Genomic DNA, 16,619 nt, shown 5'->3' on the forward strand with positions numbered 1-16,619 from the left:
CCTCGCGCTTCCCCCCCCACCCCCCAGGCGGCCGCGCCCTTCTGATCGTGCGCCGCCGCCCCCCCCCCCCCCCGGGGGGCCCGCCCGCCACCCCCCCCGTACGCAAACCCTCATGTACGCGACCCTCACGTACGAACGACACGGCCGGAAGGACTCCAGAACATGGACGCCATCTCCGTCATCCGCACCAAGCGGGACCGCGGCGAACTGACCCCCGAGCAGATCGACTGGGTCATCGACGCGTACACCCACGGCCAGGTCGCCGACGAGCAGATGTCCGCGCTGGCCATGGCGATCCTGCTGAACGGCATGAACCGCACCGAGATCGCCCGCTGGACCGCCGCGATGATCGCCTCCGGCGAGCGGATGAGCTTCTCCGAACTCTCCCGGCCCACCACCGACAAGCACTCCACCGGCGGTGTCGGCGACAAGATCACGCTGCCGCTCGCCCCGCTGGTCGCCGCCTGCGGCGCCGCCGTGCCACAGCTCAGCGGGCGCGGCCTCGGCCACACCGGCGGCACCCTCGACAAGCTGGAGTCCATCCCCGGCTGGCGCGCCCATCTCTCCAACGAGGAGATGCGCCACGTGCTGGACACCACCGGCGCGGTCATCTGCGCCGCCGGTGACGGGCTCGCCCCCGCCGACAAGAAGCTCTACGCGCTGCGCGATGTCACCGGAACCGTCGAGGCCATCCCGCTGATCGCCAGCTCGATCATGTCCAAGAAGATCGCCGAGGGCACCGGCGCCCTCGTGCTGGACGTCAAGGTCGGCTCCGGCGCCTTCATGAAGACCATCGAGGACGCCCGCGAACTGGCCTCCACCATGGTCGCGCTCGGCACCGACAGCGGCGTACGGACGGTAGCCCTGCTCACCGACATGGCCACCCCGCTCGGACTCACCGCGGGCAACGCCCTGGAGGTACGGGAGTCGGTGGAGGTGCTGGCCGGCGGCGGCCCCAGGGACGTCGTCGACCTCACCCTGGCGCTCGCCCGCGAGATGCTGGACGCCGCCGGGCTCAAGGACGCAGACCCGGAGAAGGCCCTGGCCGACGGTTCCGCGATGGACGTGTGGCGCCGCATGATCTCCGCCCAGGGCGGTGACCCGGACGCCGCGCTCCCCGTCGCCCGTGAGCAGCACGTGGTGACCGCGCCCGCCACCGGCGTACTGACCCGCCTGGACGCGTACGACATCGGTGTCGCCGCCTGGCGCCTGGGCGCGGGCCGCGCCCGCAAGGAGGACCCGGTGCAGGCGGGCGCGGGCGTCGAGCTGCACGCCCGGCCCGGGGACGCCGTCACCGAGGGGCAGCCGCTGCTGACCCTGCACACGGACACCCCGGAGAAGTTCGGCTACGCGCTGAAGGCCCTGCCCGGGGCGTACGACATCGCCCCGGCCGGTACGGACTTCGCCCCGCTGCCCGTGGTGCGCGAGCGCATCGCGTAACCCGGGGACCGGCGGACCGGGAGACCGGGGGGCAATACGCGCGGCCCGCCGCACGGATCTTCGAGATCCGTGCGGCGGGCCGCTGTCGTACGGAGCGTCGGCCCTCGCCGGGCCTCAGCGTCTGCCGTCCCCGGTCACTTGCCCAGGTACGCGCTGTGGATCGTCACCGACGACTTGTTGCCCTTCTTGTCCGTGACATTGGCCTTGAAGGAGATGGCCTTCCCCTTCGCCGGGTTCTTCACGGAGATCTTGTTCTTCTTGACGGTGACCTTCTTCCAGGTCTTGCCGTCGTTGTAACTCACGTACACCGTCAGCGACTTGAGGTTCTTGCCCGCGGCTGCGCCCTGCACCTCCACCGGTACCGAGACGGCCTTGCCCGCCTTCGCCCGGCCGTCCGTGCCCAGGGCGGGGGTGAAGCGGACCGTGGACGCGGGGAGCTGGGCGTCCGCGGTCTTCTTGGAGCGGAAGGACCAGCTCGCGTCGACCCGGGTGGACAGCGCGCCGATCTTCGCGCTGTGCCGGACCGAGGTCGTCAGCTTGTAGTCGGCGGCGGCCGAGGGGACCTTGAAGAACTCGTCGCCCGTCAGCGGGTCCTCGTTCTGGGCGATCTTCTTGCCGTTGCGGTGGAGCACCGTCTTCACCGAGGTGAGGTCCGGGGAACCGTAGTTGCCCTTGCCGTCGGCCAGGACGGGCAGGGCGGCGGTGATCTCGTTGCCGCTGCGGAAGATGCCGGACTCCTTGGACACCAGCGGCCCGAAGACCCCGGTGTTGACGGTCTTCGTGTAGCTCTTGCCGCCCTTGTACGCGGCCTGGTCGCCGATCGTGTAGTACGCCTCCGTCAGCGGGAAGCCCTCCGGGCTGTGCCCGCCGGCCTGCGCGAAGTCGAAGCTCCAGCGGGCCTTGTCGAGGGTGGAGACCTTGACCGTGCGCGTACCGGGCAGCTTCTGCTCGGTCGCCGTGCCGAAGAACTGATCGCTGTCGGGCAGCGCGGCCCAGGCGTAGATCTGGCCCGTCTTACGGGTGACCGCACCGACGCCCATGGACACCTTCAGCGTGGCGAACTGTTTGGCCGTGAACTTACGGCTGTAGCCCGTCGCGACCTGCTGCACCGGTCCGCCGAGCGCGAGGTTGTACTCGCTCGACGCGCCCTTGTCCCAGCTGCCCGTCCAGCTCTGGGAGAGCGAGCCGTCGGTGATCCTCGGGCCGAGGTGGGCGGTGCCGAAGCCCTTCGTGTCCTCCAGGATCCAGCCGTAGCTCGCCTCGCTGTTCCTGGTGGAGACCGTGTACTCGGTCAGCAGGCCGCGGGACTTGGTGCCCTTCTCCGGCAGCGTGAAGGAGACCGGCTTCGCCGTGCGGGCGTCCAGGGTGACCGTGGTGTCCTTGCCGACGGTCAGCTTCGGCTGGGAGATCCAGTCGACGCCCGCCGCGGGGTCCTCGCTCGCATAGAGGTTGGCGTTCAGCGTGTAGGTGCCCTTGGGCACCCGCACCTTGACCACGCCGTCGCTGAACACCGGAGCGAGCGACAGCGCGCCGCCGAGCGCGTCCAGACCGGCCTCCGCGAAGGCGGGTGCCTTTCCGTCGCGGCCGAGGGCCTTCAGCGTCACGTCGTACGACTCGGCCTCGCGCTCGACGGCGGCCGCGGTGCGGACGGTCTGCCCGCCGCCGGTGCCCACGACATACGCGGAGTACGTGCCGTCCGCCGTGCCGCCGAGCCGGGTGTCGGTGCTCAGCGCCACATCGGCGCTGCCGCCCGCCGGGACGGTGACCTTGTCGGCGCCGAGGGTGAAGAATCCGGCCGGGGCGGGCTTGCCCTGGGGGCCGGTGCCCGTCACCGTCAGATCGAGGGTGACATCGCTCGTACCGAGGTTGCGGTACGTCACCTTCTTCGTGGCCGGGGTGTCGTCGGTGTGCGGCCACTGCTGCACGCCGAAGCTCACCGAGACCGGGTCGGCCACGATGCTCTGGCCGAGCGCCCTGTCGACCGCGATCCGCCCCGAACCCTGCTGGAACGGGTTGTACGCGCCCGGCTTGGTGGAGGCCGTCAGCGCGCCCTTCAGCTCGCTGTACTTCCAGTCGGGGTGCTGCTGCTTGAGGAGTGCCGCGGCGCCCGCGACATGCGGGGTCGCCATCGACGTACCGGAAATGCTCAGATACCCGGGCGGGTTCTGGCCGACCTCCTGGTCGATGGCCGAACCGGGGGCGGCGGCGGCCGTGATGTCCACCCCGGGGGCGGTCACATCGGGCTTGATGGCGCCGTCACCGATGCGCGGACCGCGGCTGGAGAAGTCCGCCAGTACGTCCTTGTCGTCGACGGCACCGACGGTCAGCGCGGCGTCCGCGCTGCCCGGCGAACCCACCGTGCCGGCCCCGTCGCCCTCGTTGCCCGCCGCGATGGCGAACAGGACGCCCTTGTCGGCGGACAGCTTGTCGACCGCCGCTTCGAGCGGGTCGATCTCGGGGGTGTCGCTGCCGCCCAGGCTCAGGTTGACGATGTCGGCGCCCTGCGCGACCGCCCACTCCATGCCGGCCAGGATGCCGGAGTCGTCGCCGAAGCCGTCGTCGTCGAGGACCTTGCCCTCGAGCAGCTTGGCGTCCGGGGCGACACCCTTGAACTTTCCGGCCGACCTGGCGCCCGTACCGGCCGCGATCGAGGAGACATGCGTGCCGTGCCCGACGCGGTCCTTGGTGTCGGGCGAGGCCGTGAAGTTCTTCGACGCGAGGATCTGATCCTTGAGGTCGGGGTGCGTGGCGTCCACACCCGTGTCCAGGACCGCGATCTTCACGCCCTTGCCGGTGTACCCGGCCTTCCAGGCGGCCGGTGCGCCGATCTGGCCGACGCTCCGGTCCAGGCTCGCCCGGCGCACCCCGTCCAGCCAGACCCGGTCGATGCCCGCCGCCGTGGTGCGCTGGGGGCTGTGGGACTGCTTGCTGGTGAGTGCCTGCCAGATGTCCTTGGCGTCGCGCTTCGGCGTGAGCAGCGACTCGGCGTTCAGCGAGGTCAGGCTCCGGCCGACCCGGGTGGCACCGGCGTCCCGCACCTCGGCCTTCGCGGCGGCCGCGTGCGCGCCCCGGTAGCCGACGATCAGCCGCAGGCCCTGCTTCTGGGCACGGCGGTTCTCCGGGCGGTTCAGCTCCGTGATGTCGAAGAGCCGCCGGTCCAGCTTGCCGGAGGTGATCAGCCGGTGGGCGTCGGCCGGTATGACGAGCGTGTGCCCGTCGCGTATCCGCTTCTGCACCGGTATCCCGGCGCGGCCCTTCGCGGGCTCGAAGCCCACGACGCGGCCCTTGGCGTCGACCGCGACCCGGTCGCCGGTGATGAGCGTCAGATGGTGTGCCGCCCGGGCCGTGGTGCCCGTGCCGGCGCCGGTCTGCCGGGCCCGGTCCGGCTGTGCCGCGGCGGGTGTGGCCATCCCCGCCGCGAGTGCCACGGCTGCCGCCGCGGCGATGGTCGAAACACACGCGCGATTCACGTGTCTGCGCAACTCTCCCCCTGGAGAATGAGGCGGTTCCTGGGAACCGTCGGTCCGCGGGAGCCGGTGAACTGCCGGTGCCCGCTGGTTCATCCACCAAGAGGGAAAATGCGGCGGACAGGTTCACGCAAGCGGTGTCCGGGTCCGGAGTTGACGGAAACACGCGGGTGAATGGCCGGACGCGTGCGCGGGGACGGACGGCCGGGACGGCGGGCTCGGGCGGGACTTTCACCGGGTGCAGATGAGTTTCGGCCGCCGAAGGGGTCTGCCTGGTGTGGATGCCATGAACCCGAACGTTCTCGTCGTCGCGGGCCGCGTCACCCGGTCCGCCGTGCCGGGGCTCTGTGCGGAGCTGGAGGCGCTGCTGCGGAGCCCACGGGCCGCCTCCCTCGAACCGGCCGGGGTGGTGGACTGCGACGTGGGCGATGTCGTCGGACCGGACCTGGCCCTGGTCGAGGCGGTGGCCCGGCTGGCGCTGGTCGCGCGCCGGGAGGGCGGCGGGCGACTGCGCCTTCGCCGGGTGCCGCCCGAACTCCGGTCGCTGCTGGACCTGGTGGGGCTGGCGGATGTGGTGGCGCTGGAGGCCCCCGAGCCGCCGGAGATCCCCGGGGAACGGGTCCCGTGAGCGGCGCGGGCCGTGGGAGCGGCGCCCCGGCCGCGGCCGGGGCGCCTGCTCACGCGGCGTCGGCCGCGAGGTGGTCGGGCAGTCCGAACAGCGGGAACCAGCGAGGCGTGTCCAGGAAGCAGTGCATCCCGGAGATCGCCCCGTCCGTGATGTCGATGATCTGCAACGCCCACGGCACGAAGCCGGATCCCTCGGGATTCGGCTTGTAGTGGGCGAACGCCGGTGTTCCGTTGGCCTCGGTCGCCACCAGACGGGAGCCCGCGCAGCTCGCGCCGTAGGAGAGCATGAAGCCCGTGATGTCGTCGTGCCCCTTCAGCCACAGGTCGAACGGCGGCATCGTCATCACCGCGTCCTCGTGGAGCAGTGCGGTCAGGGCCGTCATGTCGTAGCCCTCGAAGGCCGATACATAGCGCTCCAGGAGCTTTTGCTGTTCCGCGTCGAGCGGATTCGCGGTGTCGGGGGCGCGGTGGTCCGTGTCCGTGAGCGTGGCCCGTGCCCGCTGGAGGGCGCTGTTGACCGAGGCGACGGAGGTGTCGAGCAGCTCGGCGACCTCGCTCGCCTTCCAGGCGAGGACCTCGCGCAGGATCAGCACGGCCCGCTGCTTGGGCGGCAGATGCTGGAGCGCGGCGACGAACGCCAGGCGCACCGACTCCTTGGCCACGGCGGCCTCCGCCGGGTCGGCCACCGAGGGCAGGATCCGGCCGTCGGGCATCGGCTCCAGCCAGGTGTTCTCCGGCAGCGGGTTGAGCGCCGCCTGCGCCAGCGGGGTCGGGCCGGTCAGATCCACCGGCCTGGCCCGCTTGTTGCCCGCGTTCAGCATGTCCAGACAGACGTTCGTCGCGATCCGGTAGAGCCAGGAGCGCAACGAGGAACGGCCCTCGAACTTGTCGAAGTTGCGCCAGGCGCGCACCAGCGTGTCCTGGACCGCGTCCTCGGCCTCGAAGGCCGAGCCGAGCATCCGGTAGCAGTAGCCGGTCAGCTCGACCCGGTGTCCTTCCAGACGGCTGTCGACACTCGCCGCGGCCGTCGTCGTCAGATCGCTCATCGCTCCACCCCAGTTGCGCTGTGACACCTATCGTTCAGCACTCCGGAAGCTACCGCAGGCCACTGACAACGGGGGTGGGAAGCGCCAAAGCCCTCACGTACCGGGCTTGCGTCCGTACACGAAGACGTCGTCGCCCTTCTTCAGCATCTTCCAGTACGCCTTCGCGTCCGCGGGCCGCATGTTGACGCAGCCGCCCGACCCCGGAGGGTTGTACATGGACTTGGTGACGGAGTGGAACGCCTGGCCGCCGTCGAAGAACTGGGAGTACGGCATCCAGACCTTGTAGATCGTCGACCAGTGCTTGATGTCGCGCCAGTAGACCTTGCTCGCGCCGGTACGCGTCTCCGCGCCGTCGCGTCCCGTCCGCACCGGCACGGGACCGAACTTCAGCTTCTTGCCGTCCTGGATCCAGCTCAGCTGCCGGGTCAGGTCCACGCACGCGACGCGGCCCTTGTCGGTGGGGCACTTCTTGGCCTTGTTCGGGTTCTTCCCGGCGGCCTTCTGGGCGAGCATCGTGTTCATCGTGCGCCAGGTGAGCGGCCCCGCGTACCCGATGGCGGGCGTGATCCCGTGGGCCTTCTGGAACTTCCGGATCGCCTTGCAGTCGGCCGTGGACTGTTTGCCGTCGGCGGGCCGCCCGAGGAACTTCTCCACCTTCTTCTGGTACGGCCCGGTGGACTTCGTGCAGGACGCCGCCTGGGCCGCGGACCCGGTGCCCAGGACCAGCGCGGGTGCCGCCACCAGACCGGCGACGGACAGCGCGACTCCGCGCCGCAGCCGTACGGTGCGTATCCTCTGCGTCACTCCCATGTACGCCAACTCCCCTTCACGAGCAGTGCGTTGGTCTCGTCTGCTAGACGCGTGAAGGGGAGCGGACGGTTGCTCGGGGTGACGTCTCGGTTGCGTTGCGGTTCGGATCCGGCCGCATCGCCGTGCCCCGGTTCAGCCGGTCGCCGGGGCCTGAGCGCTGTTCAGCGGGTCGCCGGGACCAGCGCGCGCCGTTCGGCCCGCGCGGCCCGGGTCCCGTACAGCGTGATCGATACGACGCCGAGGACCGCGAGCAGCCCCAGTGCCACCGTCCCCGCCCAGCCCCCGGCGTGGAAGGCGACCGCGCCGAGCGTGCCGCCCGCGCTGGAGCCCAGGTAGTACGCGGACTGGTAGAGCGCCGACGCCTGGGCGCGGCCGGTGGTCGCCGTACGGCTCACGGAGGACGAGGCGACCGCGTGCCCGGCGAAGAACCCGGCCGTGATCAGCACCAGGCCCAGCAGGACGGCGGCGAGCCGGTCCGCCAGCGAGAGCAGCAGTCCCGCCGCCGTGGTGGAGACGGCCAGATAGAGCGCCCCGCGGCGGCCGAGCCGGGCGACGAGCTGCCCGGCCGCGGCGGAGGAGACCGTACCGACCAGGTAGACCAGGAAGATCGAGCCGACGATGCCCTGCGGCAGGCTGAACGGCGCCTCGACCAGCCGGTAGCCGATCACCGTGTAGACCGCGCCGAACACCGTCATGAACAGGGCGCCGATCGCGTACAGCCGGCGCAGCAGCGGGTCGGCGAGGTGCCCGCCGACGGTCCTCGCCAGGGCCCTCGGGTCGAGCGAACCCGGCGTGAAGTTCCGGGCCTTGGGGATCATGAAGTGGAAGACCACCGCGCAGAGCGCGGCGAGCAGCCCGACGGCGCCGAGCGCGGCCCGCCAGCCCCACAGCTGGGCCACCCAGCCGGTGAGGATGCGCCCGCTCATGCCGCCGATGCTGTTGCCCGCCACGAACAGTCCGATCGCGGCGACCAGCGCCTTGGGCCGTACCTCCTCGGCCAGGTACGCCATCGCGGAGGCCGGCAGCCCGGCGAGCGCGGCGCCCTGCACGGCGCGCAGCGCGATCAGCCAGCCGAGCGAGGGGGCGAACGGTACGAGCAGCCCCACCAGTACGGCGACCGCCAGCGAGGCGGTCATCATCTGCCGCCGCCCGAACCGCTCGGAGAGCGCGCTCAGCGGCAGCACGCACAGCGCCAGTGCCCCGGTCGCCGCGGAGACCGTCCAGCTCGCCTGCCCCGCCGTGGCGCCGAAGGAGGCGGAGACGGCGGGCAGCAGGGCCTGGGTGGAGTAGAGGAGTGCGAAGGTCGCGACCCCGGCGGCGAAGAGCGCGAAGCTCATCCGGCGGTAGCCGGGACGGCCGGGTTCGAGCCGCGACGGGGCCTCGGCGGCGGTGCCGGACGAGGCGGCGGGGGCGGGCGACGAGGCGGCGGGCGACGACGGGGCTGCGGCATCCACGGCGAGGGTGGATGCCCCGGTACTGGCAGGAGGCATACGTCGAAAGTAGGACGCCGCGTTTCATGCGTCCAATGCACGAACTCGTCATAATCGTTCCCATGGTGCATGAACGCAGTTCACGGCCTCGGCTGTCACCGAGTAGTTACGAAGAAGACATCCGCGCCGTCCTCGCGCCGAGGCTCGCGTACTTCGAGGCGGTGGCCCGGCACGAGCACGTCACCCGCGCCGCGCACGAGCTGGGGGTCCCGCAGTCGACCCTGTCGCGGGCCATGGTCCGGCTGGAACAGGACCTCGGTGTCGCCCTGTTCGCCCGCAACGGCCGCACCGTCTCGCTCACCCCGGCGGGCCGCACCTTCCTCGGCTCGGCGGAACGGGCACTGGCCGAGGTGGAGAAGGCCGCCGACTCCGTACGGGCGGACGCCGACCCGACCGCGGGCCGGGTCTCCTTCGGCTTTCTGCACACCATGGGCTCCGAGACCGTGCCCGCCCTGATCCGCGCCTTCCGGGTCGACCACCCCGGGGTCCGCTTCCAGCTCGTCCAGAACTACGGCGAGGCGATGATCGAGCGCCTGCGCGCGGGCGGCCTGGACCTCTGTCTCACCTCGCCCGTCCCCGACGCCCCGGACCTGGTCGCCCGCCGCCTCGACGAACAGCGGCTGCGCCTGGTGGTCCCCGACGACCACCGTCTCGCCGGGCGCCGCCGCGTCCGTCTCGCGGAGGCCGCCGACGAGGCCTTCGTCACCCTGGAACCCGGTTACGGTCTGCGGCGGATCACCGACGACCTCTGCGCGGAGGCGGGCTTCACCCCGCGCATCGCCTTCGAGGGCGAGGAGGCCGAGACACTGCGCGGGCTGGTCGCGGCCGGGCTCGGGGTGGCCCTGCTGCCGCCGCCCGCCGTGGCCAGGCCCGGGGTGGTCGAGCTGACGGTCACGGCGCCGCGCGCCGCCCGGGAGATCGGCGTCGCGTGGCTGGACGGCCACCCGGACACCCCGCCCGTCGCCGCCTTCAAGCGCTTCCTGCTCTCCCGCCGGGGCCACCTGCTGCCGGACTGACCGGCGCGCCGCGTTCCGGCCGCTCGCGGTCCGGCGCGCCCGTGATCCGGCCGATCACGGCACCGCGTGTGCCGTGATCCGCACGGGACTCACCGGCCTCACGCCCGCAGCGACTTCCCGAATCCGGCCGCCAGCGGCATCCGCAGCCCCAGCGGCGGCGGCGCCGCCAGCGCGTCGGCCACCGGCCGGGCGTAGGACCGGGCGAACAGCGACCCCCGGACGAAGTCGGCGGCCAGCGCCTCCACCTCGGACCGGTGCTGGCGCAGCGCGTGCCCGTCGGAGTGGACCTCGAAGCGGCAGGTGTCCCGGTTGGCCTTCTTGGCCCGCTCGGCCAGCCGGTAGGACAGCTCCGGGTCGGTGTGCGCGTCGTTCGTGCCGTGCACGATCAGCACCCGCCGCCCCACCAGCTGTTTCACCGGCTCCAGCTCGTCGGTGGCCTGCTCCGGCAGCCAGGGGGCCATCGCCAGTACGGAGTTGACGGCGTCGTGCCCGCCCGCCCGGAGCGCGGCCCGGCCGCCCATGCCGTGGCCGACGAGACAGACGGGGACGTCCCCGTAGCGCCGTACGGCCTCGTCGGCGGCCCACCCGGCGTCGGCGGCCGGGGCCGCGTCGCCGTTCCAGCCGCGCGCCCGGTAGCGCAGCACGTGCACCGCGAGACCGTCGCCCCGGCCCGCACGGGCCAGGGTCCGGGCGAACGGCAGCTGTGCCGCGTACGAGAAGGGGGAAGGACGGCGGCGCGAATCCGCCTCGCCGTCCGGGAGCAGCAGAACCACGCCGCTGACCTCAGGTGGTGCTCCGGCCGTGTTGACGGCCCGTCCCAGCCTCGCAGCAGGCAGGGGAAGTGCGCGCTGTGCCATGACAGAACAGTGTCAGAAGGAGAGGTGTACGCCACCCGACTTCGCGGTCACTGTTACGCATCGGCGACCAGCGCTCTACGCGCGTAGGCGCTAGAGTGCCAAAATGACGAGCCAGACCCTGAACGTCCCCGACCCCGACCAGATCCGCCGCGCCCCCAAGGTGCTACTCCACGACCATCTCGACGGTGGCCTGCGCCCCGGCACGATCGTGGACCTGGCGCGCGAGCAGGGCTACGACAGCCTCCCCGAGACCGAGCCCGACAAGCTCGGCATCTGGTTCCGCGAGGCGGCCGACTCCGGTTCGCTGGAGCGCTATCTGGAGACCTTCGCCCACACCTGCGCCGTCATGCAGACCCGCGACGCGCTGTTCCGGGTGGCCGCGGAGTGCGCGGAGGACCTGGCCGAGGACGGCGTCGTGTACGCCGAGGTGCGCTACGCCCCCGAGCAGCACCTGACCGGCGGCCTCACCCTCGAAGAGGTCGTCGAAGCGGTCAACGAGGGCTTCCGCGAGGGGGAGCGCCGGGCCCGCGCGGGCGGCCACCGCATCCGCGTCGGCGCGCTCCTCACCGCGATGCGGCACGCCGCCCGCGCCCTGGAGATCGCCGAACTCGCCAACCGCTACCGCGATCTGGGCGTCGCCGGCTTCGACATCGCGGGTGCCGAGGCGGGCTACCCGCCCACCCGGCACCTCGACGCGTTCGAGTACCTCAAGCGCGAGAACAACCACTTCACCATCCACGCGGGTGAGGCGTTCGGCCTGCCGTCGATCTGGCAGGCGCTCCAGTGGTGCGGCGCCGACCGCCTCGGCCACGGCGTTCGCATCATCGACGACATCGAGGTCGCCGAGGACGGCACCGTGACCCTCGGCCGCCTCGCCTCCTACGTACGCGACAAGCGCATCCCGCTGGAGCTCTGCCCGACCTCCAACCTCCAGACCGGCGCCGCCGACTCCTACGCCACGCACCCCATCGGGCTGCTGCGGAAGCTGCATTTCCGCGCCACGGTGAACACGGACAACCGGCTGATGAGCGGGACGAGCATGAGCCAGGAATTCGAGCGGCTGACCGAGACCTTCGGATACACGCTCGATGACATGCAGTGGTTCACAGTCAATGCGATGAAATCAGCGTTCATTCCTTTCGATGAACGTCTGGCGATGATCAACGACGTCGTCAAGCCCGGATACGCGGAACTGAAGTCCGAATGGCTGTTCCGTCAGACCGCTGCGACCAGCGGTTCTTCATCCTTCGGGGGCTGAGCGAACCAAAAGGGAAACGGTCGGGAGCCCGGTATCCCGGCCGTTTTCCGCGTGTCGCCATGTTTGCGGTGGAGGTAATGAGCTGGCTACGTTGCAGAGCCGCTCACATTCCCTTCCCCCAAGGATGAATTCGCCATGAAGAAGTCTGCTGCCAGGACCCTCGGCGTCGCCGCTCTCGGTGCCGCTTTCGCCGCTGCCGCCGCCGGCAGTGCCTCCGCCGTCACCGCTCTGCCGGTCGACGCGGTGGCCGGTGCGCTCCCCGTCTCCACCAGCGCGCTGGACACCGTCGCCAAGTCCCTCCCGGTCCAGGAGACCGCGGGCAAGGTGCTCGGCGGCGAGGCCACCGACGCGGTCGCGCCCGTCACCGGCCTGCTCGGCGGCCTGCCCACCAAGGGCCTGTCGGCGAACGGAATCCCGCTCGGCGGCTGATCAGCACCGCCGCGGAACATCACCGCAACGGCCAGTGGGGCACACACCCGGACCGGGTGCGTGCCCCACCGTGCGTTCTCCCCGTGGTGCCCGGATCACCAGGCCGTCGCGGAGGTGGCGGACTTCTCCGACGGCAGCAGCACCCAGAGCGCCAGGTACAGCAGGAACTGCGGGCCGGGGAGCAGGCACGAGGCGAGGAAGATGATGCGCATCGTCCCGGCGGACATGCCGAAGCGCCGTGCCAGCGCCGCGCACACTCCACCGATCATGCGTCCTTCGCGGGGGCGGACAAGTGCGGCCATGGTGGGCTCCTTCGCGAACCGTTGCGGAGGGAGCATCGTGTGTGCTCCCGATGCATCCATAGTGGCTCGCCGAAGGGGTGCGGAGCATCGCTCTACGGTGCGATGCCGACCCTGGTAATCGTCGGGGTCGAACCCCCAGGAGCCTCGTCCCTGAGTCGGGGGGCGTTGCGCACCCCCGGCTGCTCGCGGCGGCGCAGCCGCGCCCGGCAGACCGGGACGACGAGCAGATGGGCCAGCCCCACTCCGGCCGTGTTCAGCAGCAGCGAGTCGATGTCCACGACCTGACCGGGCACCGCCGTCTGCGCGAGTTCGATGGCGAGCGAGATGAGGGCACCGGCCGCCACCGTGCGCAGCAGTGAGGCCCACGGGGAGACGAAGAGCCGCCCCCCGGCCATCGGCAGCAGCACACCCAGCGGCGCCAGCAGGAGCAGCCCCTCACCGATGCGGCGTGCCGCCTCGACCGGGCCGAGCGCCAGATCCGCCTTGATACCGGCGAGCGGCTCGAAATTCGCGGCGGTCATCCAGGGAACGTCCAGCGGGCGCAGGGTCAGCCACCCGACGAGCAGCAGATGCGCGAAGAGGAAAAGGACCCCGGTCGCGCGGAAGCGGATGACGGTCTGGCCGCCCGAACCTTGACGCACGCCCACCAAGACGTCACGACCGGCAGGATCGGTTCCGCGCAGTCGCAGGAAGGTCGCGGGGCGCGCGGGGGGCCCTCTGTGCCCCGGCACGGGGCCGAGGACGCCGTGCCGCCCCGCGCGGCGCCGTGCCCGCCCTGTGCGACGCCGTGCCGCCCCGTGCGACGCCGTGACGTCCCGCGCGGTGCCGTGCCGCCCTGTGCGGCTGGCCGGCCCCGCGGCCCGGGGCCGGCCGCTCAGCGCAGTTCGACCGCGCCGAGCGTCGGCACGTCCCTCGGCCGTGCCTTCGTCTCGGCGGTGCACAGATAGCCCCGCGGCGCGTAGTTCCCGGGTCCGCCGAGGACGACGGTGCCGGCGGAGACGAGCACCTTGTTCTCCGCGTACGTGCACACCAGCTGCGCCAGCGCCTCCGCCGACAGGTCCTCGGGCTGGATGTTCAGCCGCAGTGTGCCCGCGGGGTCGCCCGCGCGGCCCCCGGTGACCCGCAGGTCCGAGGGCACCGCCGTGGTGAACCCGGCCCGCCGCTCGTCCGCGGCCGGCGGCGACCGCACCTCGTCCAGCAGGACCCGTGCGACCAGCAGCCGGTCGGAGCCCGTGTCCGGGACGGGTACCGTGCGCTCGACCGTCACCAGCTGCGAGGCACACACCAGATAGACATCGGCCCGGATGCCGTCCAGCGCCTCCGTGGAGGCGCCCCCGGAGGACAGCCGGCACGGCACCCGGGACGGCGCCGCCCCCGCGTCCACCGGCACCGAGGTGCTCCGGATCCCGCAGCCGGCCGCCAGCGCCGCGCAGGCCAGGGCGGCGGCCAGCGCCGAAGCGGCCCGCCGAGGGCGGCCGGTGCGGGGTGCGCCTGGCGCACGGTCGGCGTGTGTCACGTCGGCCCACTCTCCTCGTCGCGGCCGTCCGGCCCCGGTGTTCCGGGCCCGGCCGGACCGGCGGGCCCGGTGAGCTTCTCCGCGTCGCGCGGCAGCCTCAGTACGAACACGGCGCCGTCGCCGTCCGGGGAGTTCGCGGCCGTGATGTCACCGCCGTGGACATGGGCGTTCTCCATGGCGATGGACAGCCCCAGGCCGCTGCCCTCGGAACGCGGCCGTGAGGCGCTCGCCTTGTAGAAGCGGTCGAAGACATGCGGCAGGACGTCCTCGGGAATGCCGGGGCCGTGGTCGCGCACCTCGATGACCAGCTCCTCGCCCTCGGTCCGCACCGACACCCGTACCGGCGAACCGCCGTGCTTGAGCGCGTTGCCGATCAGATTCGCCAGGATCACATCGAGCCGGCGCGGATCGAGCCGCACCATCATCCCGCGCTCCGCGTCCAGGTCCACCGCGTCCAGCCAGGCACGGGCGTCGATGCAGGCGGTGACCTGGTCGGCGACATCGACCGTGTCCAGCACGAGGCGGGCCGTACCCGCGTCGAAGCGGGTGACCTCCATCAGGTTCTCCACCAGGTCGTTCAGCCGCCGGGTCTCGCTCACCACCAGATGCACGGCGGGCGCGATCATCGGGTCGAGGCTGTCGGCCTCGTCCTCCAGCACCTCGGCCACCGCGGTGATCGCGGTCAGCGGGGTCCGCAGCTCGTGCGACATGTCGGCGACGAACCGGCGGCTCGACTCCTCCCGCGCCGTCATGTCCGCGACCTTCTTCTCCAGCGAGTGCGCGGTCCTGTTGAACGTACGCGACAGATCGGCGAGTTCGTCCGTGCCGGAGACCACGAGCCGGGTGTCGAGCTTGCCCTCGCCGAGCTTGCGCGCGGCGTCGCCGAGCCGCTGGACGGGCCGCAGCACGGTCGTCGCCGCCGCCTGCGCGAGCAGCGCCGAGCCGACCAGTGCCAGGCCGGTGGCTATCCCCAGCGACCAGGCCAGCGAGTTCAGGTCCGCCCGCTCCTGGTCGAGCGACTTCAGCATGTACCCCGTGGGGCCACCGCCGATGATCTTCGTACCGGCCACCAGATACGGCTTGCCCGCGATGCTCGTGCGCTGCCAGAACAGGTGGTACTCAAACTTGTTGCTCGACGTCAGCGGCTGCTTCCGGCTCACCTGCTTCTGGAGCGAGTCCGGCACATTGACCCGGGTGAACGTGTCCAGGTCCGAGTACCCGACGATCGGCTTGCCGCTGTCGCGCTCGTCCACGAGCAGCACGCTGTACCCCGGGCTGCTGCTCGCCATCCGCGCGGCGGCGCTCTGCAGATCGTCCTTGGTGGGCCGCAGGGGCAGCGTGGCCGCCGTGCCCTGCATCTGCCGCCGGAAGTCCCCGAGCGCCGTGTCCTGGGTGCGGGTGAGCACCGCCTCGCGGTTCAGCCAGTACGCGATTCCCGAGGCGGACACCGCGGCGGTCAGCGCGACCAGCGCGAACACGATGACCAGACGCAGTCGCAGACTGGTCCAGCGAAGACCCGCGCGAATCGACCGTGCGGCGGATTCGCTCACTGAGGCGAGTCCAGCCGGTAGCCCACTCCCCGCACCGTACGGATCAGCGTCGGCGAGGACGGGACGTCCTCCACCTTCGCGCGCAGCCGCTGCACACAGGCGTCCACGAGCCGGGAGTCACCGAGATAGTCGTGCTCCCACACCAGCCGCAGCAACTGCTGCCGGGACAGCGCCTGGCCCGGCCGGCGGCTCAGCTCCAGCAGGAGCCGCAGCTCCGTCGGTGTCAGCTGAAGATCCTCACCGCCCTTGGTGACCGTCATCGCGGAACGGTCGATGACCACGTTCCCGAAGGTCGCCGAGTCGATGGACTCGCGCTCGCCGCGGCGCAGCACCGCGCGGATCCGGGCGTCCAGCACCCGGCCCTGCACGGGTTTCACCACATAGTCGTCCGCGCCGGACTCCAGTCCCACCACGACGTCGATGTCGTCGCTGCGCGCGGTCAGCAGAATGATCGGCAGTTGGTCGGTCCGGCGGATCCGCCGGCACACCTCGAAACCGTCGATCCCGGGCAGCATCACATCCAGCACAACCAGGTCCGGCCGCTGCTCGCGCAGCAGGTTCAGGCCGTCCTCTCCCGTCGCCGCGGTGGCCACACGGTGGCCCTGGCGTGACAGCGAGAGTTCGAGGGCCGTGCGGATGGCGTCGTCGTCCTCGATCAGCAACAGGAAAGGCACGGAGGTCATTCTGACTCATGGTGGTGCCTCAGTTCGACAGTTGGAGTGCTCCCATCGTTACGTCACGGGAGAAGAGGGCCCTGTGACAGGCCTGTGACAGTCGGGGGACAGCGTGATGAAACTGGCCGGGCAAGCTC

The 16,619-nt window shown here is 71.6% G+C and carries 15 protein-coding genes; 5 read left to right on the plus strand and 10 right to left on the minus strand.

The features are described from left to right. Nucleotides 1-162: 162 nt before the first annotated feature. Nucleotides 163-1,440, plus strand: a complete 1,278-nt coding sequence (locus tag ABT170_RS17265) for a thymidine phosphorylase (protein ID WP_329946416.1) — start codon at nt 163-165, stop codon at nt 1,438-1,440. A 134-nt stretch (nt 1,441-1,574) separates the two neighbouring features. Here ABT170_RS17265 and ABT170_RS17270 read toward each other — a convergent pair whose 3' ends face one another. Then, entirely contained in the window at nt 1,575-4,910 is a 3,336-nt protein-coding gene (locus tag ABT170_RS17270; RefSeq protein WP_329946415.1) for a S8 family peptidase, read from the minus strand. A gap of 241 nt (nt 4,911-5,151) precedes the next feature. Between ABT170_RS17270 and ABT170_RS17275 the strand changes: the two genes are divergently transcribed. Beyond that, complete coding sequence (locus tag ABT170_RS17275) at nt 5,152-5,535, plus strand: STAS domain-containing protein (RefSeq protein WP_351868466.1); 384 nt, start codon at nt 5,152-5,154, stop codon at nt 5,533-5,535. 49 nt (nt 5,536-5,584) lie between these two features. Here the strand turns inward: ABT170_RS17275 and ABT170_RS17280 are convergent, their stop codons facing one another. The 3 genes from ABT170_RS17280 to ABT170_RS17290 form a co-directional block, all read right to left on the minus strand. Continuing rightward, nucleotides 5,585-6,580 (minus strand): sigma-70 family RNA polymerase sigma factor, encoded by a 996-nt coding sequence (locus ABT170_RS17280; protein ID WP_351868202.1) that lies wholly within the window; start codon nt 6,578-6,580, stop codon nt 5,585-5,587. Between the two features lie 93 nt (nt 6,581-6,673). Further along, nucleotides 6,674-7,390: a L,D-transpeptidase family protein gene (locus ABT170_RS17285; RefSeq protein WP_329946413.1), complete on the minus strand. Its 717-nt coding sequence runs from the start codon at nt 7,388-7,390 to the stop codon at nt 6,674-6,676. A 161-nt stretch (nt 7,391-7,551) separates the two neighbouring features. Next, nucleotides 7,552-8,880 carry an MFS transporter gene (locus ABT170_RS17290; RefSeq protein WP_329946412.1) on the minus strand — a complete coding sequence of 443 codons (1,329 nt, stop codon included), beginning with the start codon at nt 8,878-8,880 and terminating at the stop codon, nt 7,552-7,554. A 62-nt stretch (nt 8,881-8,942) separates the two neighbouring features. Here ABT170_RS17290 and ABT170_RS17295 point away from each other — a divergent pair, with 62 nt between their 5' ends. After that, nucleotides 8,943-9,896, plus strand: coding sequence for a LysR family transcriptional regulator (locus tag ABT170_RS17295; RefSeq protein WP_351868206.1), 954 nt, complete (start codon nt 8,943-8,945; stop codon nt 9,894-9,896). 98 nt (nt 9,897-9,994) lie between these two features. Here ABT170_RS17295 and ABT170_RS17300 read toward each other — a convergent pair whose 3' ends face one another. Next, on the minus strand, nt 9,995-10,753 hold the full coding sequence (locus ABT170_RS17300) for a dienelactone hydrolase family protein (protein WP_329946410.1): 759 nt from the start codon (nt 10,751-10,753) through the stop codon (nt 9,995-9,997). A gap of 103 nt (nt 10,754-10,856) precedes the next feature. On the opposite strand from ABT170_RS17300, the gene ABT170_RS17305 reads away from it, so the two are divergent. Together ABT170_RS17305 and ABT170_RS17310 are read left to right on the plus strand one after the other, a co-directional pair. Further along, on the plus strand, nt 10,857-12,011 hold the full coding sequence (locus tag ABT170_RS17305) for an adenosine deaminase (protein WP_329946409.1): 1,155 nt from the start codon (nt 10,857-10,859) through the stop codon (nt 12,009-12,011). A 135-nt stretch (nt 12,012-12,146) separates the two neighbouring features. Next, entirely contained in the window at nt 12,147-12,440 is a 294-nt protein-coding gene (locus tag ABT170_RS17310; RefSeq protein ID WP_329946408.1) for a hypothetical protein, read from the plus strand. 95 nt (nt 12,441-12,535) lie between these two features. Here the strand turns inward: ABT170_RS17310 and ABT170_RS17315 are convergent, their stop codons facing one another. The 5 genes from ABT170_RS17315 to afsQ1 all read right to left on the minus strand — a co-directional run bounded on the left by ABT170_RS17315 (nt 12,536) and on the right by afsQ1 (nt 16,482). Then, nucleotides 12,536-12,742 carry a PspC domain-containing protein gene (locus ABT170_RS17315; RefSeq protein ID WP_329946407.1) on the minus strand — a complete coding sequence of 69 codons (207 nt, stop codon included), beginning with the start codon at nt 12,740-12,742 and terminating at the stop codon, nt 12,536-12,538. 92 nt (nt 12,743-12,834) lie between these two features. Next, nucleotides 12,835-13,383, minus strand: a complete 549-nt coding sequence (locus tag ABT170_RS17320) for a VanZ family protein (RefSeq protein WP_329946406.1) — start codon at nt 13,381-13,383, stop codon at nt 12,835-12,837. Nucleotides 13,384-13,616: 233 nt separating this feature from the next. Beyond that, complete coding sequence (locus ABT170_RS17325) at nt 13,617-14,258, minus strand: hypothetical protein (RefSeq protein WP_351868211.1); 642 nt, start codon at nt 14,256-14,258, stop codon at nt 13,617-13,619. Then, nucleotides 14,255-15,808, minus strand: coding sequence for an ATP-binding protein (locus ABT170_RS17330; protein ID WP_329946404.1), 1,554 nt, complete (start codon nt 15,806-15,808; stop codon nt 14,255-14,257). Before ABT170_RS17330 ends, ABT170_RS17325 begins: the two co-directional genes overlap by 4 nt. After that, nucleotides 15,805-16,482, minus strand: a complete 678-nt coding sequence (afsQ1, locus tag ABT170_RS17335; protein ID WP_266927752.1) for a two-component system response regulator AfsQ1 — start codon at nt 16,480-16,482, stop codon at nt 15,805-15,807. The genes ABT170_RS17330 and afsQ1 overlap by 4 nt, the downstream gene beginning before the upstream one ends. Nucleotides 16,483-16,619: the final 137 nt, after the last annotated feature.

Source organism: Streptomyces sp. NPDC001787 (genome assembly GCF_040297465.1).
Classification (GTDB): domain Bacteria; phylum Actinomycetota; class Actinomycetes; order Streptomycetales; family Streptomycetaceae; genus Streptomyces.

Excerpts from the sequence above, each read along its gene's own strand:
- ABT170_RS17315 (WP_329946407.1), bottom strand. The coding sequence starts at position 12,742 with ATGGCCGCACTTGTCCGCCCCCGCGAAGGACGCATGATCGGTGGAGTG.
- ABT170_RS17305 (WP_329946409.1), top strand. The coding sequence starts at position 10,857 with ATGACGAGCCAGACCCTGAACGTCCCCGACCCCGACCAGATCCGCCGC.
- ABT170_RS17265 (WP_329946416.1), top strand. The coding sequence starts at position 163 with ATGGACGCCATCTCCGTCATCCGCACCAAGCGGGACCGCGGCGAACTG.
- ABT170_RS17275 (WP_351868466.1), top strand. The coding sequence starts at position 5,152 with ATGAGTTTCGGCCGCCGAAGGGGTCTGCCTGGTGTGGATGCCATGAAC.
- ABT170_RS17280 (WP_351868202.1), bottom strand. The coding sequence starts at position 6,580 with ATGAGCGATCTGACGACGACGGCCGCGGCGAGTGTCGACAGCCGTCTG.
- ABT170_RS17300 (WP_329946410.1), bottom strand. The coding sequence starts at position 10,753 with ATGGCACAGCGCGCACTTCCCCTGCCTGCTGCGAGGCTGGGACGGGCC.
- ABT170_RS17295 (WP_351868206.1), top strand. The coding sequence starts at position 8,943 with ATGGTGCATGAACGCAGTTCACGGCCTCGGCTGTCACCGAGTAGTTAC.
- ABT170_RS17285 (WP_329946413.1), bottom strand. The coding sequence starts at position 7,390 with ATGGGAGTGACGCAGAGGATACGCACCGTACGGCTGCGGCGCGGAGTC.
- ABT170_RS17310 (WP_329946408.1), top strand. The coding sequence starts at position 12,147 with ATGAAGAAGTCTGCTGCCAGGACCCTCGGCGTCGCCGCTCTCGGTGCC.
- ABT170_RS17290 (WP_329946412.1), bottom strand. The coding sequence starts at position 8,880 with ATGCCTCCTGCCAGTACCGGGGCATCCACCCTCGCCGTGGATGCCGCA.